This is a genomic window from Brevundimonas sp. TSRC1-1, assembly GCF_049898245.1.
GTDB lineage: Bacteria > Pseudomonadota > Alphaproteobacteria > Caulobacterales > Caulobacteraceae > Brevundimonas > Brevundimonas mediterranea_A.
The window spans coordinates 476347-499153 of sequence record NZ_JAFCXI010000001.1; the positions used below are offsets into that span (position 1 = coordinate 476347).

Below are 22807 nucleotides of genomic sequence, written 5' to 3' on the forward strand. Positions count from 1 at the left end.
CCGATCAGCAGGCCTTGCCCTGGCGCTGGCGTTGTTCGCAGCGACGTTGGTCGCGCTCGTACTCGCGCTGTTCGCGTTCGCGGCGGGCGCGGGTTTCCTCGTCGGAGGTGGTGACGGCGTCGAAGCCGGCGCCGACGACTGCGCCGGTGGCCTTGGCCGTGCCGCCCACGACGGCGGCGGTTCCGCCGACCACGGCGCCGACGACGCAGCCCTGGAGTAGCAGGGCTGCCCCCAGCAGGACGGGGAGTGCGGCGGCGCGCAGGGGGCGGCGGTCGGTCATCGGAGGAGTCTCTCGTGAGATGTGGAGCCTACAGCCGAATGGTGAACAGGGCCTGACCGTCGCCGGGTCAGGCCGTGCGTTGCGGGAGCAGTTTGCGCCGCTGTCGCGCGATGGCCAGCGGGGTTCCGTCCGCGCCCCAGGCGGTCGCCTCGTCCACCGTCCAGCCCAGGCCCAGGTCCAGCATCCGGAACTCGAAGAAGGCCCAGCCCTCGGGCGCGGTTTCAGGCGTCGGGTCGGTCAGGATGTCGATGCGCAGATCGACGGTGGTCATGGGCGCCGGGGTGGACGAGGCGGTCCAGGCCGGGGGATAGAGGGCGTCCAGCAGATAGCAGAGCCCGACCTCGTCCAGCGGGCGGCGATCGGCCATCCGCATCCAGGTGCGCTCGATCACCGGCTTGCCCCTATTGCCGCCCAGGATGTTGGGGCCGCCGTCGAACCGGTATTCGACGTGCTGGGCGAAGTGGGGCGACATAGGGCCCTGGATGGTGGCGGCGGGGTTCAGGCTGTCCAGCGGGGGCGGCGGCAGATGAAGCGGGGTCAGGGGCGTGGTGTCGCCGTCCAGTCCATAGGTCCCGGTGGCGTGATGGGTCATGCGGCCGTCCTGTTCCGCCTCGACCGCCGCATAGATCACATTGCGGCCGCCGCGCAGCAGGCGCGGACGAAAGACGACCTGATCGCCGAACCGGGCCGCCGACAGATACTGGACCGACAGGGTGCGCAGTGGCGCGGTCAGGGACAGGCCCCGGCGCATCGACTGGGCGCACAGGGCCGCCAACAGACCGCCGAAGGGGAAGCCCTTCTCCGGCGCCATGCCGGAAGGGCCGTTGGAGAAATGACCCGGCACGGGCGCCGACAGGCCGCCGTCGTCCAGGGTGTGGAAGGCCAGGGCGGCGTCGAGGGAGATGGGAGTCGTCATATGGGCCATGGGCGCGATCCTGCGTCAGGCGAAGAAGAGGCGGAAGGCTAGTTTTCAAGTTGCGCTACGCTTCGCGACTTGAGCGCAGAGCCCTCCGCCAGTCAAAGGAACAAGGTCGGCGAACCGGGAGGTCCGTCAGTCCGTTGCCAAACAAGACTGACTTAGCGGGTTCGGTTTGGCAACCCTCTTGCCAAGCGGCTGACGCGGGGTCACTTTTGTCGCATGGGACGCACCGCAGACTACAGCCGCCAAAGCTGCTCCATCGCCGCCACGCTGGAGGTGATCGGTGATCCGTGGACCCTGCTGGTCATCCGCGACGCCTTCAACGGGGTGCGCCGGTTCGAACAGTGGCAGGACAATCTGGGCGTGGCGCGCAACGTCCTGGCCGCGCGGCTGAAAAGCCTGGTCCAGCACGGGGTGCTGGAACCGCGCCCCTATTCCGAACGTCCGCCGCGCAACGAATATGTGCTGACGGCCAAGGGCAAGGATCTGTACGGGGTTCTGGTGACCCTGCACGGCTGGGGCGCCAAACACGTCTATGGCGAGACCGACTGCGGAATCGACATGGTTCATTCGACCTGCGGCCAGACCCTGACGCCGCGCATCGCCTGCGGCTGCTGCGGCGAGATCGTCAAGCCGAGGGAGATCCTGCTGACGCGCGCGGAGAACCGTCCGACGGTGGGGGATGTGATGCCGAAGGACGAGGCGGCTTAGGGGGCGTGGCATTTGCGCAGCCAGGGTTTTAGCCTTGGATAAGTTCAATCGACGTCCCAGCCGGAAGGCGCGGGCGCGGAAGGCGATCTTCTTTGTGGCGGCTTTCATGCTCGCCGCAGGCTGTTTTGCCGTCCTGATTGTATTCAAGAACGCGTCGATTCCGTGGTTTCTCGGCCTTTATGTGTTCAGTTGGACGCTGGCTTTCCTGGCTTGGCGGCAGGGGGTCATTCGCAACTATCGCCTCTGGTTTTCAGGATTGAAGTTCCAGGATGTTCAGGGGCCGGGTTTTTCCACCTTGGAAGTTGCCGCGATAAATGAACTTCTGGCCGTGGCGGGACCTGATGCAGGACTACTGCGCCGCCATTTCGAGGACGCCGAAGTCGTCGCGCGCTACAACTCCGGTGTGGGGGGCGTGACCACCTTTCGCAGCCAGCACCCCAGAAGTCCGGTCAGTGACATCACCAACCATGTGTCCTGGTTTCTGGTGGACGATCTGAGAGCCGTCGTCGGTGCGCAGTTCTGGGCGGATGAGACGGGGGTCTTAGTAATGCTGGAGGTCTTCACAGGTGGACTGGACACCCGAGCATTCGATTGGACAAAAGTGTCCTTTGCAACTGCGCCAGAGGAGCTTCCTAAACCATCCATTCCGTCCATGCCGCCGCTGATCACCGAGCCGCATTGGGTGTATTGGCGTCCCTTACCTGAATGACGAAAGCCGGCCCCACCCTGCGGCGGAACCGGCTCCCGTCATCCCTTGACGCACACCACCTGACGCAGAGTGTGCACGACCTCGATCAGGTCGGTCTGGGCCGCGATGACCGCGTCGATGTCCTTATAGGCCATCGGGGTTTCGTCGATCACCTCGGCGTCCTTGCGGCATTCCACGCCCTCGGTGGCGCGGACGTGGTCCTCGATCGTGAAGCGGCGCTTGGCTTCGGTCCGGCTCATGGCCCGACCGGCGCCGTGCGAGCAGGTGCAGAACGAGTCCGCATTGCCCTTGCCGCGTACGATGAAGGACTTCGCCCCCATAGAGCCGGGGATGATGCCCAGTTCGCCGTCCTTGGCCGACACCGCCCCCTTGCGGGTCAGGAAGACGTCCTTGCCGAAATGCTTCTCCTTCGAGACGTAGTTGTGGTGGCAGTTCACCGCCTCCTGCGTCGTCTCCAGATCCGGCCAGAAGGCCTTCAGCACCCCGAGCACGCTGTCCATCATCACCTCGCGGTTGGCGCGCGCGTACTTCTGCGCCCACGACACCGCCCGCACATAGTCGACGAAGCCGTCCGTCCCTTCCGGGAAGTAAGCCAGGTCCTGGTCGGGCAGGTTGATGTGCCAGCGACGCATCTCGTGCTTGGCCCGTTCGATGAAATAGGTCCCGAACCGGTTGCCCACGCCGCGTGAGCCGGAGTGCAGCATCACCCACACGTCACCCGCCTCGTCGAGGCACAGCTCGATGAAGTGGTTGCCCGTGCCCAGGGTGCCCAGATGGCCGAAGCCGCGCGGGTGCGCCGCCTTGGGGTGTTTCTCGACCACGGCGTCATAGCCCGCCTTCAGATCGGCCCAGCGCGTCACGGCCGAGGCCGGCGGTTCGGCGGCCCAGGCGCCCTTGTCGTTGCGCCCGCCATTGTCGGTGCGGCCGTGCGGAACGGCCGCCTCGATGGCGGAGCGGATCGCCGACAGGTCGTCGGGCAGGTGTTCGGCGCGGATCGAGGTCCGCACCGCCATCATGCCGCAGCCGATGTCCACGCCCACGGCGGCCGGGATGATGGCCCCCACGGTCGGGATCACCGACCCCACCGTGGCGCCCATGCCCCAGTGCACGTCCGGCATGACCGCGACGTGTTTGTGGATGAACGGCAGCGAGGCCACGTTCTTCAACTGTTTCAGCGCCGCATCCTCGATGGGCACCCCTCGGGTCCACGCCTTGATCGGCGCGCCCGAGCCTTCGATCACGTCATAGCCTGACATGGCCGACGTCTCCTTCTCTGTCTGTGATCCTCCCGGACCGGACGGAGAGACGTCGCTTGCGGATACAAGAAACCCCTCCGGCCGGTGGCGGGAGGGGTTGCTGGAAAACCGAAGTCGATGACCGATCTTTCCCTACCTACCCCTCACGCATGCGCATTCGCCCTGGACCGGCAGTCGGTCCAAGCCCTTGGGCGCATTCATGGGGACGTAGTGGGTGAACATGGGTCTCTCGTCTTCGGAGGTGGGCGTTTACACTTCGAAGTCCGCCTGCACAACCCCGCCGGGCGCGGGGGGCACAAGAGACCCGCGACCATCACCCCTCCGGCGTGAGGAACACCGGGTTGGCGTAGCACCACAGGTCGCTCCAGGGGGCTTCGCCGGCGGGCTCAAGCTCGGCGCCGTTGGTGCCGCGCACGCGGATGTAGCGGGGCGTGGGCGAGGCGGGGGGGTGTGACGGATGGTGATGATCTCGCCGTCGCGGGTCCAGTCGGCGGCGGTGAAGCGGCGCTCGACCCGGGTGGAGGGGTTGTGGTCGGCGCCCCCGACGAGGTTGAGGAGGATGGATGCTGCCGCTTTCTGGCAGCAGGTCTGCTAGGATCGCGACGTGTCCCGGTCCGAACGCCTGCTCGATCTTCTGAACGCCCTGCGGCGGCGTCGCCGGCCGGTCAGCGGGCGTGCCCTGGCCGAGGAGACGGGGGTCAGTCTGCGCACCCTGTATCGCGACATCGCCAGCCTGCAGGCCCAGGGGGCGACGATCGAGGGGGAGCCGGGGGTCGGCTATGTGCTGAAGCCGGGCTTTCTGCTGCCGCCGCTGATGTTCACGCCGGAGGAGGTGGAGGCCCTGGTGCTGGGCTCGCGCTGGGTGGCCGACCGGGCCGATGCGCGGATGCGCGAGGCGGCGCTGGGCGCGCTGGCGCGGATCGCGGCGGTGGTGCCGCCGGACCTGCGCGACGAGATGGAGACCTCGGCCCTGCTGGTCGTGCCGGGCGCGCCCTTTCCGACCGATCTGGTCGATCCCGCCCTGCTGAGGAAGGCGATCCGCACCGAGCGGCGGCTAAGGCTGTGTTATCGCGACGAGGCGGGGGCGACGTCGGAACGAGTGGTCTGGCCCTTCGCCCTGGTCTTCTTCGACCGGGTGCGGCTGCTGCTGGCCTGGTGCGAACTGAGGCAGGATTTCCGCAGTTTCCGCACCGACCGGATCGTCGAGGCCGAGGTGACGGAGGCGCGCTATCCCACCTCGCGCCAAGCCCTGCTGAAGACCTGGCGCGAGGCGCAGGAAAAACGGGGTGAGGCGGGATCATGCTGACAGGAACTGGCAGTAGTCCGGTCTAGGTTTGTTCTCGTAGAAGGCGGAGGGCGAACATGACTGACATCGACGACATTCTTTTGGCGGTGGCCGATCCCGAGGCCAGCGCCCGCTTCTATTCGGGCCTTCTGGGGCACCGGCCCCTGATGGCGGGGCCGGACCGCGCCCTGTTCATGATGCGCTCGGGCCGGGCGCTGGGTCTGATGCGGCGGGCCCCTGCCGATGCGGGCGAGGGGCGCGAGCTGGAGTTCCCGCTCGACGACCCGGCCGCCGTCGAACAGGCCCATATCGACTGTTGGGACCGGGGCGCGCGCATCCTGATTCCGCCGATGGAGATGGAGGCCGGGCGCGGCTTCGTGGCGCGCGACCCGGACGGGCATCGGCTGAGGGTCTACGCCGTCTGAGGCTAAAGCGCTTCCAGGAAGGCGACGAGGTCGGCGCGCTCCTGTGGCGTCAGGTTCCGTTTGACCAGTAAGGGATCGGTGGTCGGGAATAGGGGATCATCCTTCTGGTCCAGGGCGGGACGGGGGCGGGCCCCGCCGGCGTCATAGAAGGCGACCACGCCCTCCAGCGTCGGGAACAGGCCGTTGTGCATCCAGGGGCCGGTGCGGCTGATGTTCAGCAGGGAGGGGGTGCGGAAGGCGCCGACGTCGGCGGGGGCGCCGGTGACTTCGTAGCGGCCCAGATCCTGGCGGGCGCGGCCGTAGAAGCTGAGGCCCAGATTGTGGAACTTCTGGTCGCTGAGCAGGGGGCCGGAGTGGCAGTTGGCGCAGCCGGCCTTGGTGCGGAACAGGTGCAGGCCGCGCAGCTGTTGATCGTTCAGGGCGTCGCTCCGGCCGGCCAGGAAGCGGGCGTAGGGGCTGGGGCGGGGCTTCAGGGTGCGCTGGAAGGCGGCCAGGGCCTTGGCGATCCGGTCGGTCGTGACCTGGGGCGAGCCGAAGGCCTGGGCGAAGGGGACGGCGTAGGACGGGTCGGCGGCGATGCGGGCCGTGACCGCCGGCAGGTCGGCGGCCATCTCCCTGGCGTCGACGATGGGGTGCAGGCTCTGCTCCTCCAGCGTCCTGACCCGGCCGTCCCAGAACAGGCTGGTCGCCCAGGCGGCGGTCGCGACCGAGGGGGCGTTGCGCCGTCCCCTTTGGCGGTCATGACCGAAGGAGGTGCGGAGGCCGTCGGCGAAACCCAGCTCCCGCGCATGGCAGGAGGCGCAGGCGATCTGGCCCGAGGCCGACAGTTTCGGATCGTCGAACAGGCGCTGGCCCAGGGCGGACTTTTCCGGCGTGGTCGGATTGTCGGCCGGCTCGGGCGCCGGGGGCAGGGGGGCGAACTCGGCGAAGGTCGCGCCCTCTTGCAGGAGCGGGCGAGGCCAGGTCTCGGGGCCGCCGGCGTAGGCGAGGCGAAGCTCGGCGTCGCTGGACGGCGTCTGGACGCGCGAGACCGCCGCCCCCACGCCCAGATGGAGCGCGAGGACGGCGACGACGAGGGCGGTGATGTCGCGGGCGGGCTTCAAGGTCTTCAGTACTTGTATTTCAGCGAGACCCAGAGGTTGCGGCCCAGCTGGTAGGGCTGGCTGGTCGAGGTCGAGTTGTTGTTCCGGATCGTGTCGAAGAGGTTGTTGACCCGCAGGTCCAGGGTCGTCGTGCCGAACTGGGTGCGGGCGATCTCGGCCTGGAGCGACAGATTGGCGTCGATGGAGGCGTCGTACTGAACTTCGCCGTAGACGTCGTAGGCCGACCCATCGACGGTGATGTTCTCGCCCGTGTCCTCGACCTGGGTGAATTCGTCCTTGAAGCGGGCGTTGAGGTTGGTGCGGATCCGGCCGTTCAGCCAGGTCGATCCCAAGTCGGCGTTGATGATGATGGGGGAGGCGTAGTCCGGGCGTTGATTGTCGGCCAGGGCCTTCCACATGGAGACGACCTCGCCCTTGTAATAGACCAGCTCGGCCTCTGTATCCTCGAGCTCGTCATAGTACTCCATCGCCGACGTCTTGGTGTGGGAGACGTTGCTGTTGAACGAGATCGTGTGGCGGCCGAATTTTCGCATCCATTCGACCGACAGGCCGCGATAGCTGGATGAGCCTTCGTTATCGACCGTCGAGACGGTGCGGGAGCGCGTGCCGAGGGTTTCGCTGATATAAGTCTCGGTCGTTTTGGTCAGAGAGAACTGATCCTTGCCTTCGCGCAGTATGCCTTTGACCCGATACTCGCCGCCCAGCAGACCGCCGGCCACCGCCGCCGTCAGTTCGTCGGAATAGGGCGTCTTCAGGTCGGAGTCTGAATACCGGGCGGTGGACGTATGGGAGTATAAGGTCCAGTCGCCGTAGACGCCTCTGACGGGCGTGCGGCGATAAATGTAGTTGTCCGGTGCGTCTTCCCGCAGGGCGTAACCTAGGAAACCGCGGCTGTAATAGCGGTTCAGACCGACCGTTGCAGTCATTCCGAACCACGGCAGGTCATGGGCGATCGACAGGCGCGGCGAGACATCATGATTGCCGAGGAAGGTCTCATGGCCGTAGCGGAGACCGGCCCGAACCTCGAAACCCCGCCAGTCGAAGTCGTAACTGCCCCAGAGGCTGTAGGTCTGCAGGTCCAGCTGGGTCTGGTAGGCCCTGTAGATAGAATACTGGGTCAGAGCATAGGAGCCGGGCACGCAGGTGAGAGCCGCCGCCTCTTCGGGGTAAAGGCATCTGACTGCTGAACTGACTGTGCTGCGCGAGTAGGCGTAGTTGTCTTGAGGCCGGTTCTTTTCCGCCGTCGTATGGGCGAAGTCGAAGCCTGCGATCAGCTTGCCGCCGGCCAAGGGCTGTGACCACGTGGTCTTGAGGCCATAGTCCTGCTGTGACTGTTCCAGATCGCCGAAACTGCCCATGGTGCAGTTGCTGCTGTCGCACCAGTTGGCGACGGACGACGGAAGGCTGAGATTCACAGCGGGCGCGTCGCGGTCGTTGTCGGAGTCGGCGTAGGTCAGTTGGACGTTCCAGTCGGCGGCTCCATGCTTACCGCGCAGGCGCAGGTTGGAGGCCAGGCCGCCGCCGTGCTGGTACATCTGGTTGTCGATGCCGTTGCCCGAGGCGTTCATGCTCTCATAGGGGCTCCAGGTGATCTGGCCTTCCAGCGTCAGGTCCGTCGCCAGATCATACTCGCCCTTCAGCAGGAAGTTCTCGCTCTTGCTGGTCTGGCCGAAAGGGCCGCCGCCATAGGCGGAGCCGCGGTAGTAGGTGACCGTGGCGTCGGAATAGCTGTAGCCGCCCATCAGACGCAGGCGATCATTTACCGGCAGATCGATGGTGAAGCCGTAGCGCGACTTTTCGTAGCCCGGCTTATCAGGATAGACGCCTTCCAACTCGGCGCGCACGGCGTTGGTCATCCGATAGCTGGCCATGTCCGTCTGGGTGAAGCCATAATAGGCCGTCGCCCCATAGGCATAGGCCGGGGCGCGGGTCTTGATATCGACCACCCCGCCCAGGAAACCGCCGTATTCCGCCGGGATGTTCGAATCGATCAGCTTGATCTCGCCGATCAGGCTGGAGTCGACCCAAATGGACTGCGCGGAGGCCGCGCCGGCGACTTCGCCATAGTGCTGGGCGTTGGTGTTGAAGGTGTCGAGACGCGAGTTCACGCCTACGCCGTCCAAGATGAAGAGGTTGTCCAGATAGCTGGATCCGGCGATCGAAATGCGCGAGGGGCGGAGGTCCTGAAGGCTCTCGTCGTCGGCCATGCCCTCGTTGGCGCTGAACTGGACAGTCGGCGCCAGCTTGAGCAACTGATTGGCGTCGCCCGAGCCGGGCGCGCGGTCCTGGACCGACTCGCCGCTGAAGACCGTCGTGCCGGAATCGACGGCCGAACCGAAACTATAGGCGGTGGAGGCTTTTGATTCGTCTGTGACGACGACGGTGGGGATGGCGTCATCCGCCGCTTGGGCGGTCTGAGCCTGTGCAGCGCCTGCAAGCAGCAAAGCCGCTGCGCCGGCGGATGAAACGAGTGCGATACGCATGGTGATGATCCCCAACCCACTGAGCGGAGGCGGGGTACGCCTGGCTAAATTGAATTGCAACTCATTATCAGTTGCGTTCTCAGCAATCCGGTTTTATGCGCCCCTCATGCCGCCTGAGTATGTTTCTCCGCTCGCCAAGGCAGCGACCGGGGTGGTCGTTGCGGTCGTCCAATTGGGTCTGTTGGCGATGCTGGCGGTCGGGTCTGTTCACCCGCCGACGCCCGATCAGGGCGGCGCGCCGGTGATCGAACTGACGCTGTCGCCGCGCGCGGCCTTCGACAGTGTCGATGGATCGACAGAGGCGGCGGCCTCCAAAGGAGGCGACCATCCGAAGGCTGCGGATGAACCCGAGGTCCAGACCGCGCCCGTCCGACCGGCGCCCAGGCCGTCGCAGACCCGGTTTCCAACACTTCAGACGACGCCCATAGCCCTGACGTCCGCCGTTTCGGAGCCGCTGGTTTCGTTTCAGGCGGAGGGCGGATCGGAAGCTGAACCGGGACCCGATGGGGCGCAGGACCTGCGGCGGGGCCTGACCGGGGGCGGCGGGGCGGCGACGTCCGGCGCCAACGGGGGCGCCCAGGTCGACGACTATTACGCCGAGGTTCTGCGCTGGGTGGAGACGCACAAGCGACACCCCGGGGGCGTCACGGGCCTGGTGACGGTGGCCTTCACCCTGGATCGCCGGGGGCGTGTCAGCGACGCGCGCATCTTGTCGAGCAGCGGTCGAGCGGCGCTGGACGCCGCGACCCTGAGTCAGATCAGGGCCGCAGAGCCGTTTCCCCGGCCCCCTGCCGGCACGGCCTGGCGGACGCGCGAGTTCCGCGTGCGGCTGGACTATCGCCCGCGCGAGGGCGGGCGATCCGCGCGCTGAGGCTCAGACCGCGACCGCCGTCGTGTCGCGGATGAAGCCGCCGCCCAGAACGCGGTCGGGGTCGGCCGGGTCGTACAGGGCGCAGGCCTGGCCGGGGGCGACGCCTTCCTCGCCCTCGTCGAAGACGATGCGGACATCGCCGTCGACCAGGGTCAGACGGGCGGGCGAGGGCTGGCGCGTGGAGCGGACGCGGGCCAGGACGGGGAGGCCGGCTGCGGCCGCCTCCACGATGGTGGCTTCGTCGCCCAGCCAGTTGGTTTCTTCCAAGGTCAGGCTGGCGGTCAGCAGGGCTTCGCGCGGGCCGACGATGACGCGGCGGGTTTCGGGTTCCAGCTTGACGACGAACAGGGGCTCGCCCACGGCGACGTTCAGGCCCCGGCGCTGGCCGATGGTGTAGTCGGTGATGCCGGCGTGGGTTCCCAGCACCCGGCCGTCCATGTGCACGATCTCGCCGGCCTCGCGGCCCTGCGGACGCAGACGGTCGATCAGGGTGCGATAGTCGCCGGAAGGGACGAAACAGATGTCCTGGCTGTCCGGCTTGGCCGCGATCTTCAGCCCCAGTTCGGCGGCGACGCCGCGCACCTGGGGCTTTTCCAGATCGGCCAGGGGGAAGCGCAGATAGTCGAGCTGGTCCTGGGTGGTGGCGAACAGGAAATAGGACTGGTCGCGCGAATGGTCGATCGCCTTGCGCATCTGCGAGCGATTGCCGACCGCGGCGCGGCGGACATAGTGGCCCGTCGCCATGGCCTCGGCGCCGAGGTCGCGGGCGACGTCCAGCAGGTCGCGGAACTTGACCGTCTGATTGCAGCGGATGCAGGGGACCGGGGTCTGGCCCTTCAGATAGGAGTCGGCGAACTGATCGATCACCGCGTCCTTGAACCGGCTCTCGTAGTCCAGGACATAGTGGGGAATGCCGATCATCTCGGCGGCCAGACGGGCGTCGTGGATGTCCTGGCCCGCACAGCAGGCGCCCTTCTTCTTCAGCGCCGCGCCGTGGTCGTAAAGCTGCAGCGTGACGCCGACGACGTCATAGCCCGCCTTGTGCAGCAGGGCGGCGACGACGGTGGAATCCACCCCGCCCGACATGGCCGCGACGACGCGCGCCCCGACCGGCAGGCCGACCGCCGCCCGCGCGCTCTCGACCGCCGCATCCATGTCGGTGCGGCGAATGTCGGGAACGGGGCAGATGTCTTCGACCAGGGTCATGGCCGCCATTTAGTGCGGAACCCGCGCGATTTCGAGGCCTCAGCGCAAGCGTGCCGGAATATCCATGCGATCATGCAACACCTGAGCGATCTCGATGCGAAGATCGTCGTGACGATAGGCGATGACATGTCTGGGCGAACTGACCCGCTCGCTTGGCGTCGCCAGATGACGCGCATGGCGAAGATGAAACAATCTCACCGTTTCGTGGTCCAGCGAGAGCGATTTGGACACAGCATGGTTTGGATGTTGAGCCAGAAGCCGAAAAGCGGCGGTAAAAAGCACTCTGTAGCGGGCGCTGGCGACATCGCCGAACTCAACGGCGCCTGTTCGAAGGATCGCATCGATCTGGCTTTGCGCCAGAGGGGCCACGACGAGATGCAGTGGCAAGGGTCAGCGGCCGAGGCCGTCGAGCCAGGCTTCGATATCCTCGACCTCGATGCCGAGACCCGCGTCCAACTCGTCCAGGCCTTCCTGGATTTTGGACTTGAGCGCGGTCAACTGCGTGTCTTGCTGCAACATATCTGACAGAGCGCTTTGGATGACCGCTGATCGGTCACTAAACGCGCCTGAGCCGACCTGCCTATCGACGAAGGCCTCAAGTTGTTCGCTGAGTTGTACGGCGAAAATGGTCATGCTTGGAATTTAACACAGGCGCTTCCAACGACAAGGGCCGCACCCGTCGCCGGATGCGGCCCTCGTCGTCTTCGGGGGGAACCCTTAGGAGCGGTAGCTCTGGATCCGCGTCGTGCGCAGACCCTGCATGCCCCATTTGTCGATGGCCTTCTGCCAGGCGAGGAATTCTTCCGCCGTCAGGCGGTACTTCGCCAGGGCGTCGTCAAGACTCAGCAGACCGCCGCGAACGGCGGCGACGACCTCGGCCTTGCGGCGGATCACCCACCGATCCGTATTGGACGGCGGCAGATCGTTCAGGGTCAGGGGCGTGCCAGTCGGTCCGACCACGTATTGTTCGCCTTTGCTATTCAGGCGTCGCTCTTGCAACATGGGCTTATGCCTCTTTCACCAACACCGTAGTGTCATGAATGTAGGCCACCCCCGCTAAGGTCGGTTTAAGGGTCGTGGTGAAGGAACTGATAAAACCCGTCCCTCCCCAAACGATTTTGTAAACCTTGCTTGAACGACGATTCATTGAGACTAACGCTTACTTACTCGCCGATCAGCGTTTGATGTTGATCAGTTCGGCGAGCATTTCGTCCGCCGTGGTGATGATCTTTGACGAGGCGGAATAGGCCCGCTGGGTGGTGATCAGGCCGGTGAATTCGGCCGACAGATCGACGGTGGAGGATTCCAGCTGCTGGGCTGCGATCGTGCCGGCGCCGCCGGTTCCGGCCGCCTTCAGGTTGAAGGTGCCGCTCTCCAGGCTGACGGCGTAGGCGTTGCCGGACGCTTCCTTCAGGCTGTCGGGGCTGGGGAAGGTGGCGATGGCGACCTGGGCGATACGACGCATGACGCCATTGTCGAAGATGGCCGTCACGAAGCCGCCCTCGTCGATGGTGATTTCGCTGAGGTTGCCGAAGGCGGTGCCGTTGGTGATGGTCGATTGCACCACCGAGGCGGTGTTCAGCTGGCTGAGACCGCCGGCGGAGGTGTTCAGATCCAGTGTGACCGTCTGGGCCGCGATGCCCAGGCCGTCGGCCCATTTGACCTTGCCGTTGTCGTTCGTATCCGCAGGGTCGATGGTGTTGGTCGGATCGGATTCCAAGAAACTAAGGGTCGCCTGCTCGGGATCGTCAAACAGGCCGATGCCCGGCGTCCAGGACTGCATCTTCTCGATGTCGAGACGGCCGGAGGGCGTGAAGGCGATCAGGCCAGTCTTGATCTGTCCGTTGTTATAGGGTGCGCCGGTGACGACGTCCTCGGCGGGAACCGAGACGATTTCAGCGTACCATTCGTTGGCCTTGTTGCTCTTCAAGAAGCGGATTTCCAGATTGCGCTGGCCGCCCTTCGAATCCGACACCGGGATGTTCATCTTGAAGTCGGGCTTGACGCCGACCGGGTTGTCGTCGTCGGCGTTGTACATCGCCATCGAATTGGTCGAGGGGTCATACTTGGTTTTGGCGATGCCGTCGGTCGCCATGCCGATGTCGGCGAAGTTGATGGCGAAGGGCGTGCCGGGCGTCGCTGCGGCGCCGCTGGTCGGGGTGATGGTGATGGCCGTCGCCGTGGCCGTGGCAGATCCGTTGGAGTTGGCGGCGGCGATGGGGGCGAAGCTCGTCAATGCCCCGGCGCCCGAATAGGTCGCCGTGCCGGTGATGCTGGTGATGCCCGTCTTGATCGTCACCTCGTAAGTGTTGGCTCCTTTGCGGACGTAGGAGATGTCCAAGTCGTGTTCCACCGGCGGTGTGGCGGCGTCGTTCACCCCATTGTAGCGACTGGGGGCCGCCGCGCTGGATACGATCTGGGTCGAACGCAGGTTGGCGTTGACCTGGACGCGGGTCGTAGGTTCCGCCGTGCCGCCGACCTGGCCGATATTGATCGAGCGCAGACGCGACAGATCGGACGGGTCGGTCGAGATGTCGCCGTTGGAATCCACCGGCCAGCCCTGCAGGTAAAGGCCGGCGCTGTTCTTCAGATAGCCCAGGTTGTCGACGCGGAAGGCGCCGGCGCGGGTGAACAGGCGGGTGTCCGTGGCGCCGACGTTTTCGGCCTGGGTCGTGGTGACGAAAAAGCCCTGTCCACTGACGGCGAGATCCGTGCTGGAGGTCGTGCGCTGGAGCTGGCCTTCCTGGCTGACGAAGGACCGGGTGTTGGCCATCACGCCGCCCGCCGAATAGGAACCGCCGGCGCGGGTCTGGCTGTTGACCAGGGTCTGGAACTCGCCCTGCGAGCGTTTGTAGCCGACGGTGTTGACGTTGGCGATGTTCTGCGAGATCGCCGCCAGGGCGGCGGAGTTGGCGGCCAGGCCGGACACGCCGGCCAGCATTGCGCTGTTCAAGCTCATGAAGACGCTCCTTGAATGGAATTCATCGGGAAGGCGGCGGAGCGCATCATGCGGCCGCCTCCTCGGTCGGGACGTCCGGATTCTCCGTATCGTCGTTGCTCGGTTTGTCGGCGATCTCGTTCAGAGAGATCACGGTCGAGAGGGGGAGTATGGTCTCGCCGACCACCAGGTACGGTTCGCCATTATACATTTCGACGCCCTTGACCCGGCCCTGGGTCAGAGCCTGGCTGGCGACGTTGGCGTTCTTGGAGTCCATCGCCGAGACCTTCAGCGTATAGACGCCTTCCGTCAGGACTTCGCCGCCGGTCGTCTTGCCGTCCCAGGTGAAGGAGTGAAGTCCTTCGGACTTGTCGGGCGCCGGACCTTCCCAGACGACCTGGCCCTTGCTGTCCAGGACCTTCAGCGTGGCGGCGGCGGCGTCAGACGCCAGTTCGTAGTTCCAGTCCGCCTTGCCGTCCTTCAGCGTCGTGGCCGACCAGGCCGCGGTCACTTCCTTGCCGATATAGGCGGCGGCGTTGTTCAGATTGCCCGACTGAGCCGCGACCAGGCTGGTCAGCAGGTCGTTGGTCAGCAGTTGCTGCTCCACACCGGCCATCTGGGTCAGTTGGGCGGTGAACTCGTTGGAATCGAGCGGCGACAACGGATCCTGGTTCTTCATCTGCGTGGTCAGCAGGGTCAGGAAGGTCTCGAAGTTCGAGGCCAGCATCGTCGTGCCGCTGTTCAGGCGGCCGGCGGCGTCGACGGAGGAAACGGCGGTGGCCATGGGGTCAGACCCTCACATCGACGCGGTCGCGCGTCTGGGAATGGTTGGTCCAGGCGCCCTGGGGCTGCGCAATGGAAAGGTCGGCCTGGGCGGTCAGGCGCGCGCCGCGTGCGAACAGGCTCTGGTGCTGCTGCTGCTGGCGGTCGAAACCGCCGCCGGACGAGGTGTCGCGTTGGGTGAAATCGAGCGAGTCGCTGGCGAGCTGGAAACCGGCGTCCTGAAGCTGGCGACGCAGTTCGTCGGCGCGGCCGCGCAATTCGGCGGCGGCGGCCGGATTGTCGAAGGCCAGGCGTGCGGCGAGCCGGCCGTCGGCGCCGATCTCCAGGCTTACGTCCACCCGACCCAGATCCTCTGGCGTCAGCACCATGTCGAAGCGGGTGGAGCGTCCCTCAAGCTTGCGGGCGATCTGGGCGGCGAGATGGGCCGTCGTCTCGACGGTGGCGCGCGACAGGGACGAGGGGCTGGTCGTCTGGGTCGTGGTCGTCGCCGCATCGAGCGCGCGGGCCTCCGTGGCGCCATCGACAGGCGTGGCCGGGTCAAGCGACGTCATGGCCGCATCGAGGACCGGAACGGTCCCGGTCGGCGCGGCTTCGGTCGAGGCGGCGTTCTGGGCGGGGGGCGGCGTTGCGTCCGCCATGGCGATGTGGTCGCCGAGCGCGGGTTGCGCCACGTTCTGACCTTGGCTCGCCTCGGCGGGCGCGGGCGCGGGCTTGGTCGAGGCCGGGTTGGGTTGGGCGGCGTTCGTCACGGGCGTCGTCGCCGCCTTGGCGGGCGCGCTTTCAGTCGGTTGCGATGTCGCGATGACCGGCGCGGACCCTGTGTCGGACGGTTCCGTTGGGACCTCGACTTTGGCGTCTATGGCCTGAACCGCTTCGGCGACCGCCAGGCTCGAGATTACCGCGACCGTCTGGACGGGTTGCGCCGCGAGGTTGGCCGATTGGATCGAGACCTTCACGTCCATCTTCGGCGCGGCGGTCTCGATTTTGGGAGAAACGGCGCTGGCGCCGGCGGATTGAACGGGTTCGGAGACCGGCTTTGTCGCCGCCTTTTCGGCCGGCTTCACGATAGAGGCGTCGGCCGCCACGGCCGATTTGTCGGGGGCCGAGGCTGAAGCGTTCTTTACGTCAGCCGAAGCCTGTCCCGTCATCCCCGATTCCGGCAAAGGCGCCTTTGTCGTCACGTCGTCTTTGGCGACGGGCGGAGATGACGCAGCGGCGTGGACTTGCTGCGCGGCCAGACCGGCGAGTGTCTGGTCGACATCAGGGGCGACGGGCGCCGCCGCAGCCGTTTCGTGATTCGGGGCGGGGCTCTGTTCGTGCGCGGAGGTTTCTGCCGAGCCGTTGATCGGGGTCTGCGCGGGGGCGTCCGGGATCGGCGATGGGGCAGGCCTTGCCTCGACCAATGCGGTTTCGGTCGCGGCCGTCGCGTTCTGCTGAGCGGAGGGCTCAACGGTCACGCCTGCCGCGGCGCCCTGTTCAAGGACCGCTGTCGCCTGGCCAACGCTTGCGTCCTCGGCAGCCGCTGTTTCAAGCGAGGGTTCGGACGCTGTGGTCGGCGTAACAATGGGAGCGGCCACAGGAGCCGACTGCGGGAGAGGAGGTTGAGGCGCAGCCGCGAGGTCGGAAGGTGCGACGGGCGTATCCGTCTGTTCGGTGTCAGGCGCGGCGTCTGAGGTCGGCGCTTCACCGGCGATCAAGGCGTCAGGTGCGACGTCCACCGCTTCCGCCAGGGCGGGAGAGGCGTCGGACGTCCCGGCCGCTTCCATCTCCGGGCTGGAGATCACCGGGAGCGAGAGGCGGCCCGGCGTCCGATGTGCAGCTTCGGCCTTTGCGGCGTCTGCTTTTACGCCCTGTATGGCGTCGGCCAGGTTCGAGGAGAACAGGCTGGCGGTCTCGCTGTCCGTGGCGCCCGGCGCAGCAGCGGCCGATCCGGCGGAGGCCGGAGGCGCGGAGGCGAACATGGCGAATGCGGACGGCATGAGAGGCAGGCGACCTTCAGGGCTGGGCGGCGCCTGCTGCGCCTGGTTCTTCCAACAGCCCGTCGCAAGGGGCGGGCCAGTTGCATATTCATTGATTTAAAAGGGAAAAAGCGGAACTCGCCAAAGGCCGGCCATCGGGCGTGGGCCTTTCTTGCCGTGCGTTCGCCCCTTTTTTGCCCGGCTTGGAATGCGTCGCGTCTGGATCGAAATCGACGTCCTCAGGCCTCCGTCATGTCGCGACGGACATGTTGGCCCGACGCTTGCGCACCTTGCGGACCATGAAGACTGCGCGATCCGCGATGTCGTTTAAAAACAACGCTCTGGTTGAGCGGCGGCGGCGCGTGGCCGGGCAAGATCTGCGCATGGCAGGGCAGGGCTTGCCGGGTGGGGCGAGGGGAGCCGGTCCATGTCGCTGACGTCGATCATGAATATCGCGACCTCGGGCCTCCAGACGGCCCAGGCCCAGTTGCGCGTGACGTCGGACAATATCGCCAACGTCCATACGCCGGGCTATGTGCGCAAGACCGTCGATCAGACGGCGGCCGTAACCCAGGGCTATGGCGCCGGCGTCGATATCGCGCGGGTTCGGCTGGCGACCGATCGGTTCCTGCAGGCTGCGGGGATGAGCGCCAATGCGGACGCGGCGCGCGAGACCGTGCGGTATGAACTGTACGACCAGATCCAGACCCGGTTCGGCGATCCCAGCGGCGACGGCGGTTTCTTCGCGGACATAGACAAGCTGTTCGCCAGCTATGCGACCCTGGGCGAAAGCCCCACCTCTTCCGCCGCGCGCCAGGACACGATCTACAAGACCCAGGCCTTGTTCAATGAGGCCGCAGGCATCGCCACCCAGATCCAGGCGGCGCGCCAGGAAGCCGACGGGCGGCTTCAGAACGCGGTCGAGACGATCAATCCGCTGCTGGAACAGATCGCCAAGCTCAACAAGACGATCGCCGCCGGAACGGCCATCAACCAGGATGTGACGGGCGCACAGAACGCCCAACAGACGCTGATCGACCAACTGTCCAAATATATGGACGTCAAGGTGGAGGGCCGGGCCAATGGGGGCGTGACCTTGCGGACCGGGACGGGCACGACCCTGGTCGGCGAAGGAAATGCGACCCTGTCCTACAAGGCGGCGGGGACGGTGGACGCGACGACGGCCTTCTCCGACATCATGATCACCGAACCGAACGGCACGCGCTGGCCGCTGCTGGACGGGGTGTCGTCGGGCGAGATCCGCGGGCTGGTCGAACTGCGCGACATCGACGCCCCGGCCGCCGCCGCCCGTCTGGGCGAACTGACGGCCAAGATGGCCGACGAACTGAACCGGGCCCACAACGCCAACAGCGCCGTGCCCGCGCCGACCAGTCTGACCGGACGAAACACCGGCCAGTCGCTGACGAACGCCCTGACCGGCTTTACCGGCAAGACCACGATCACGACGGTGAACAGCGCAGGCGTGATCCAGGGTTCGGCCGAGATCGTCTTCTCCGGCGCGACCATGACGGTCAACGGGGTGGCCGCCGATCCTACGACCTTCCTGGCGACGGTCAACGCCCAACTGGGGGGGACGGCGACGGTCGGCTTCTCCGATGGACAATTGCGGATCGAGGGCCAGGCCGGAAACGGAATCGCCATCGCCGACGATGCGACGACGCCGAGCAGCAAGGGCGGTCGAGGCTTCTCGCACTGGTTCGGGCTGAACGACCTGGTCAGCACCAAGACGCCGACCTTCTATGAAACCGGTCTGAGCCTGACATCTCAGCACGGTTTCGATGCGGGCGAGAGCCTGACCTTCCGCTTCGGCAGCGAGTCCGGCGCGAGACTGCGGGACGTCACGGTGGCGGTCCCCGCCGGGACCGGGACCATGGGCGAACTGCTGTCCGCGCTGAACGATCCGGTCGCGGGCGTGGGGCAGTTCGGCGCCTTCAGCCTGAACGCCTCGGGCGCATTGAGTTTCAAGGCCTATGACGCCAGCGCCACCACCATGAGCGTGGTCAAGGACGGCACGACCCAGGATCCGTCCGGCGTGTCCATGTCGCAGCTGTTCGGTCTGGGCGGTACGGGCGCGACGCGGGCGGGGGCCTACAGCGTCCGCAGCGACATCCAGCAGGACCCGGCCAAGCTGGCCCTGGCCCAGTTGAACCTGTCGGCCGCCGCCGGAACGCCAGCCTTGAGCAAGAACGACGGTCGCGGCGGACTTCTGCTGGCGGACGCGGGCAAGAAGAACGTCAATTTCGCCTCCGCCGGCGGCAACAGCGGCGGAACCAAGACCCTGTCGTCCTATGCGGCGGACTTCGCCGGCGACATCGGCGGCAAGGCCTCGGCGGCCAAGACGCGCAGCGAGACGGCGACGGCCCTGTCACAGGAGGCCGACAGTCGTCGCGCCTCGGCCGAAGGCGTCAACATGGACGAGGAACTGGTCAATATGACCACCTTCCAGCAAGCCTATAACGCCTCTGCCCGCCTGATCCAGGCGAGCAAGGACATGTACGACACCCTGATCGGGATGCTGAAATGACGCGTGTCGCCACCGCCGGAAACTATCAGTCCGCCCTCCTGAATCTGATGACGGCCCAGAGTCGCGCCGAATTGGCGCAGGAGCGGATGGGCAGCGAAAAGATCGCCACCGACATGGCCGGCTATGGCCGGGGCGCGGAACAGCTGACCAGTCTGACCTCGACCCAGGCCCGGCTGGAAGGGTTCATCGGCGCCGGCGAGAGCGCGGCCGCCCGGCTCAGCGCCCAGGACCTGGCCATGGGCCGGATCTACGAAGCCGGCACGGGCGCCCGCGAGGCCATCGCCAATGGGCTGGCCGCCGGCAGCATCACCAATCTGATGACCGAACTGGGTCTGCACTACCAGAACGTCCAGGGCGGGTTGAACGCCGAGCATCAGGGCTCCTATCTGTTCTCCGGCGGGCGTGGCGACGTCGCGCCGGCGACGGCCAAGACCATGGCCGATCTGGCCGCCGCCCCCTCGACCGCCTCGACCTTTGCGAACGACAGCCTGAAGCAGAAGTCGCGCATCGACGAGAACACCATGGTCGAGACCGGCTTCCTCGCGGACGAAATCGGCGGCCCCCTGACCGAGGTGTTCCGCAACATGCAGGCCTATCAGAACGGCACGCCGGTGATCATCGACGGCGTGACCTATACGCCCACGGGCGTCGGCACCCTGACGGGCCAGCCGGGGGCGGGCGTCACGGCCTTCCTGAACGCCCAGATGACCCAACTCGACAAGGCCAATCAGGGCGTGACCAACCAGAACGCCAAGAATGGTCTGGTGCAGAACCACGTCGAATCCGCCCTCGAAGCGCACGAATCCCAGAAGATCGCGCTCGACAAGATGATGCTGAAAAAGACGGGCTATGACCCGGCCCAGGCCGTGACCGACCTGCAGATGGCGCAGGTGGCGATCCAGGCCTCGGCGCAGGTGATCAATTCGCTGCGCAGCACGTCGCTGCTGGATCTGCTGCGATAGTCCGAGCTCCAGCCTCCCTGATTCCCGAGGCGTTCCATTCTGCATGAGCCGGCGGTGACCATGGAAAGGGGGCGGGCCCTGGCCTGGACGAAGGATCAGTCGGAATGCTGACGGTCCACCCGGCCTATCTGCTGCGACTGCCCAGGGCCGCCCAGGCCGAGACGCAACGGGCCCTCGTCGAGGATCTGACCGCCGCGCGACGCCTTGTCGGTTGAAGAACGAACGAATCCGCTCTGGCGGCGTTGCCGTTGTAGCGCCAGCGTGGCGGTGGGGAATATCCTATGGGGGACGCAGGTCCGACACAGTGCGAAAGGAAAGCGCCGTGCAAATGTCATCGCGCGTTGACTTCCCTCTTGGGCTTGACCATGAGGCGTGTCGGGTTTTCGGCGGTCCCCTTCATAGGTTGGGAAGTCGCTTGATGCCCGTTCTGACTTCCGGGGCGCGATGAGCCAGACCGATTACGAAATCACGGACGCCGGCGACGGGACGGCGAAGCTGCGCCTGGTCGGCGACTGGACGACGACGGCCCTGGGCCGTTTGCCGCAACGGCTCGGCAAGGATCTTGACGGCCGCAAGATCGAAAGCGTGGACACCCGCGACCTGGGCCGTTTCGACACGGCCGGCGCCCTGGCCCTGGTGCAGGCGTCGCATTGCGGCGTGCCCAAGTCGGCGTGGACGGAGCGGCCTGAGGCGGGCCGCATCTACACGATGATCGAGGCCCTGGAGCGCAAGAGCTCGCCTCCGCCGAAGCAGCCAGGCGCCTTTACCCGCGCCTTCGCCAAGATCGGGCGGGGCGTCTATGATTTCGGGGCCGAGGCCATGCTGTCCCTGGCCTTCCTGGGACGTCTGATGGAGGCCGTGGTCGAGGCCGCCAAAAATCCGGGCGGCATCCGCTGGCCCGCCTGGGTCAGCCAGGCCGAGCGGGCAGGTCTGGACGCCATCCCCATCGTGATGGTGACGAACTTCTTCATCGGCGCAGTCGTGGCCTTCATCGGCGTGGACCTGCTGACCGACTTCGGCGCCCAGGTCTTCGCGGTCCAGCTGATCGGCGTGGCCATGTTCCGCGAGTTCGCGGTGGTGATCGCCTCGGTCCTGCTGGCGGGGCGGTCGGCCTCGGCCTTTGCAGCCGAGATCGGGTCCATGCGGATGAACCAGGAGGTCGACGCCATGCAGGTGATGGGCGTCAATCCGTTCCAGGCCCTGGTGGTGCCGCGCTTGGCGGCCCTGGTGCTGATGCTGCCGTTGTTGACCTTCATGGGCATGATCGGCGGCCTGCTGGGCGGTCTGATCGTGTGCTGGAGTTCCCTGAACCTGGGGCCGGCCTTCTTCTTCCAGCGGTTGGTCGAAGACGGGAGCATGGCCCAGCACATGATGGTCGGCCTGGTGAAGGCGCCGGTCTTCGCCCTGGTGATCGCCGCCATCGGCTGTCGTCAGGGGATGTCGGTGGCCGGGGATGTCGAGAGCCTGGGCCGGCGGGTGACGGCGGCGGTGGTGCAGGCGATCTTCGCCATCATCCTGCTGGACGCGGTCTTCGCCCTGATGTTCCTGGAGCTGGACATATGACCGACGCGACGGCGGCGGCCGCCGCGCCGGAAGACAAGCCGGCCGAGAACCTGATCGAGGTGCGCGGCCTGCTGAGCCAGTTCGGCGACCGGACCATTCACGAGAACCTGGACCTGGACCTGAAACGGGGCGAGGTCCTGGGGGTGGTCGGGGGATCGGGCGCGGGCAAGACCGTGCTGCTGAACACCATCATCGGCCTGAAGGAGCCCGAGGGCGGGTCGGTCAAGGTGCTGGGCTACGACCGCGCCACCCTGACGGACGATCAGGCGGCGGATATCGAGAAGCGCACCGGCATCCTGTTCCAGCAGGGGGCGCTGTTCTCATCCCTTACCGTTCTCGAGAACGTGGCGGCGCCCCTGGTCGAACATACCAAACTGCCCAAGTCGGTGATGTACGAACTGGCCGAGCTGAAGATCGCCATGGTCGGTCTGAAACCGGAGCATCATCATCTGAAGCCGGCGGAGCTGTCGGGCGGGATGAAGAAACGGGCCGGTCTGGCGCGGGCCCTGGCGCTGGATCCCGAACTGGTCTTCCTGGACGAACCGACGGCGGGCCTGGACCCCATCGGGGCGGCGGCCTTCGACGAATTGATCCGGCAGTTGGCCGACGATCTGGGCCTGTCCGTCTTCATGATCACACACGACCTCGATAGCCTGTACGCCATCTGCGACGAGGTGGCGGTGCTGGCGGACAAACGGGTCGTCGAAAAGGCCACGGTGCAGGAGCTGGAACGCTCCGACCATCCGTGGATCAAGGAATACTTCCTGGGGCCGCGCGGTCGCGCAGCTACCAAGACCGCGGCCTGAGGAG

At 66.3% G+C, this 22807-nt stretch carries 21 protein-coding genes; 9 read left to right on the forward strand and 12 right to left on the reverse strand.

Features of this window, described 5'->3' with window-relative positions; all coding sequences use genetic code 11:
• Nucleotides 1–4: 4 nt before the first annotated feature.
• On the reverse strand, nt 5–280 hold the full coding sequence (locus tag ACP7CK_RS02440; protein ID WP_426025017.1) for a hypothetical protein: 276 nt from the start codon (nt 278–280) through the stop codon (nt 5–7).
• 67 nt (nt 281–347) lie between these two features.
• Complete coding sequence (locus ACP7CK_RS02445) at nt 348–1205, reverse strand: acyl-CoA thioesterase (protein WP_426025018.1); 858 nt, start codon at nt 1203–1205, stop codon at nt 348–350.
• Nucleotides 1206–1418: 213 nt separating this feature from the next.
• Here ACP7CK_RS02445 and ACP7CK_RS02450 point away from each other — a divergent pair, with 213 nt between their 5' ends.
• Entirely contained in the window at nt 1419–1910 is a 492-nt protein-coding gene (locus tag ACP7CK_RS02450) for a winged helix-turn-helix transcriptional regulator (protein ID WP_426025019.1), read from the forward strand.
• A 34-nt stretch (nt 1911–1944) separates the two neighbouring features.
• The gene (locus ACP7CK_RS02455; protein WP_426025020.1) at nt 1945–2619 is read left to right on the forward strand and encodes a hypothetical protein; all 675 of its coding nucleotides are present in this window, start codon (nt 1945–1947) and stop codon (nt 2617–2619) included.
• A 38-nt stretch (nt 2620–2657) separates the two neighbouring features.
• Here the strand turns inward: ACP7CK_RS02455 and ACP7CK_RS02460 are convergent, their stop codons facing one another.
• Entirely contained in the window at nt 2658–3875 is a 1218-nt protein-coding gene (locus ACP7CK_RS02460; protein ID WP_008262927.1) for an RtcB family protein, read from the reverse strand.
• Nucleotides 3876–4479: 604 nt separating this feature from the next.
• Here ACP7CK_RS02460 and ACP7CK_RS02465 point away from each other — a divergent pair.
• On the forward strand, nt 4480–5181 hold the full coding sequence (locus ACP7CK_RS02465) for a helix-turn-helix transcriptional regulator (RefSeq protein ID WP_426025021.1): 702 nt from the start codon (nt 4480–4482) through the stop codon (nt 5179–5181).
• 56 nt (nt 5182–5237) lie between these two features.
• Nucleotides 5238–5585: a VOC family protein gene (locus ACP7CK_RS02470; RefSeq protein WP_426025022.1), complete on the forward strand. Its 348-nt coding sequence runs from the start codon at nt 5238–5240 to the stop codon at nt 5583–5585.
• Between the two features lie 2 nt (nt 5586–5587).
• Here the strand turns inward: ACP7CK_RS02470 and ACP7CK_RS02475 are convergent, their stop codons facing one another.
• Both ACP7CK_RS02475 and ACP7CK_RS02480 read right to left on the reverse strand, forming a co-directional pair.
• A complete protein-coding gene (locus tag ACP7CK_RS02475) occupies nt 5588–6688 on the reverse strand; it encodes a cytochrome-c peroxidase (RefSeq protein WP_426025023.1) in 1101 nt (366 codons plus the stop codon).
• 5 nt (nt 6689–6693) lie between these two features.
• Nucleotides 6694–9171, reverse strand: coding sequence for a hypothetical protein (locus tag ACP7CK_RS02480; RefSeq protein ID WP_426025024.1), 2478 nt, complete (start codon nt 9169–9171; stop codon nt 6694–6696).
• Between the two features lie 106 nt (nt 9172–9277).
• Between ACP7CK_RS02480 and ACP7CK_RS02485 the strand changes: the two genes are divergently transcribed.
• Complete coding sequence (locus tag ACP7CK_RS02485; protein ID WP_426025025.1) at nt 9278–10042, forward strand: energy transducer TonB; 765 nt, start codon at nt 9278–9280, stop codon at nt 10040–10042.
• 3 nt (nt 10043–10045) lie between these two features.
• Here ACP7CK_RS02485 and mnmA read toward each other — a convergent pair whose 3' ends face one another.
• The 7 genes from mnmA to ACP7CK_RS02520 form a co-directional block, all read right to left on the reverse strand.
• Complete coding sequence (gene mnmA / locus ACP7CK_RS02490) at nt 10046–11257, reverse strand: tRNA 2-thiouridine(34) synthase MnmA (protein ID WP_426025026.1); 1212 nt, start codon at nt 11255–11257, stop codon at nt 10046–10048.
• A gap of 30 nt (nt 11258–11287) precedes the next feature.
• Nucleotides 11288–11635, reverse strand: a complete 348-nt coding sequence (locus ACP7CK_RS02495) for a type II toxin-antitoxin system RelE/ParE family toxin (protein ID WP_426025027.1) — start codon at nt 11633–11635, stop codon at nt 11288–11290.
• A 3-nt stretch (nt 11636–11638) separates the two neighbouring features.
• Entirely contained in the window at nt 11639–11881 is a 243-nt protein-coding gene (locus ACP7CK_RS02500) for a type II toxin-antitoxin system ParD family antitoxin (protein WP_426025028.1), read from the reverse strand.
• Between the two features lie 84 nt (nt 11882–11965).
• On the reverse strand, nt 11966–12250 hold the full coding sequence (locus tag ACP7CK_RS02505) for a DUF1153 domain-containing protein (protein ID WP_026108337.1): 285 nt from the start codon (nt 12248–12250) through the stop codon (nt 11966–11968).
• Nucleotides 12251–12422: 172 nt separating this feature from the next.
• The gene (gene flgE / locus ACP7CK_RS02510) at nt 12423–14207 is read right to left on the reverse strand and encodes a flagellar hook protein FlgE (RefSeq protein WP_426025029.1); all 1785 of its coding nucleotides are present in this window, start codon (nt 14205–14207) and stop codon (nt 12423–12425) included.
• 46 nt (nt 14208–14253) lie between these two features.
• Nucleotides 14254–14970: a flagellar hook assembly protein FlgD gene (locus ACP7CK_RS02515; RefSeq protein WP_426025030.1), complete on the reverse strand. Its 717-nt coding sequence runs from the start codon at nt 14968–14970 to the stop codon at nt 14254–14256.
• Nucleotides 14971–14974: 4 nt separating this feature from the next.
• Nucleotides 14975–16948 (reverse strand): flagellar hook-length control protein FliK, encoded by a 1974-nt coding sequence (locus ACP7CK_RS02520; protein ID WP_426025031.1) that lies wholly within the window; start codon nt 16946–16948, stop codon nt 14975–14977.
• 406 nt (nt 16949–17354) lie between these two features.
• Here ACP7CK_RS02520 and flgK point away from each other — a divergent pair, with 406 nt between their 5' ends.
• The 4 genes from flgK (at nt 17355) to ACP7CK_RS02540 (ending at nt 22803) form a co-directional block, all read left to right on the forward strand.
• Nucleotides 17355–19472: a flagellar hook-associated protein FlgK gene (flgK, locus tag ACP7CK_RS02525; protein WP_426025032.1), complete on the forward strand. Its 2118-nt coding sequence runs from the start codon at nt 17355–17357 to the stop codon at nt 19470–19472.
• Nucleotides 19469–20434, forward strand: a complete 966-nt coding sequence (locus ACP7CK_RS02530) for a flagellin (protein ID WP_008261892.1) — start codon at nt 19469–19471, stop codon at nt 20432–20434. The genes flgK and ACP7CK_RS02530 overlap by 4 nt, the downstream gene beginning before the upstream one ends.
• A gap of 444 nt (nt 20435–20878) precedes the next feature.
• Nucleotides 20879–21997 carry an MlaE family ABC transporter permease gene (locus ACP7CK_RS02535; protein WP_035305225.1) on the forward strand — a complete coding sequence of 373 codons (1119 nt, stop codon included), beginning with the start codon at nt 20879–20881 and terminating at the stop codon, nt 21995–21997.
• The gene (locus ACP7CK_RS02540) at nt 21994–22803 is read left to right on the forward strand and encodes an ABC transporter ATP-binding protein (RefSeq protein WP_008261119.1); all 810 of its coding nucleotides are present in this window, start codon (nt 21994–21996) and stop codon (nt 22801–22803) included. Before ACP7CK_RS02535 ends, ACP7CK_RS02540 begins: the two co-directional genes overlap by 4 nt.
• The last annotated feature ends 4 nt before the right edge of the window (nt 22804–22807 follow it).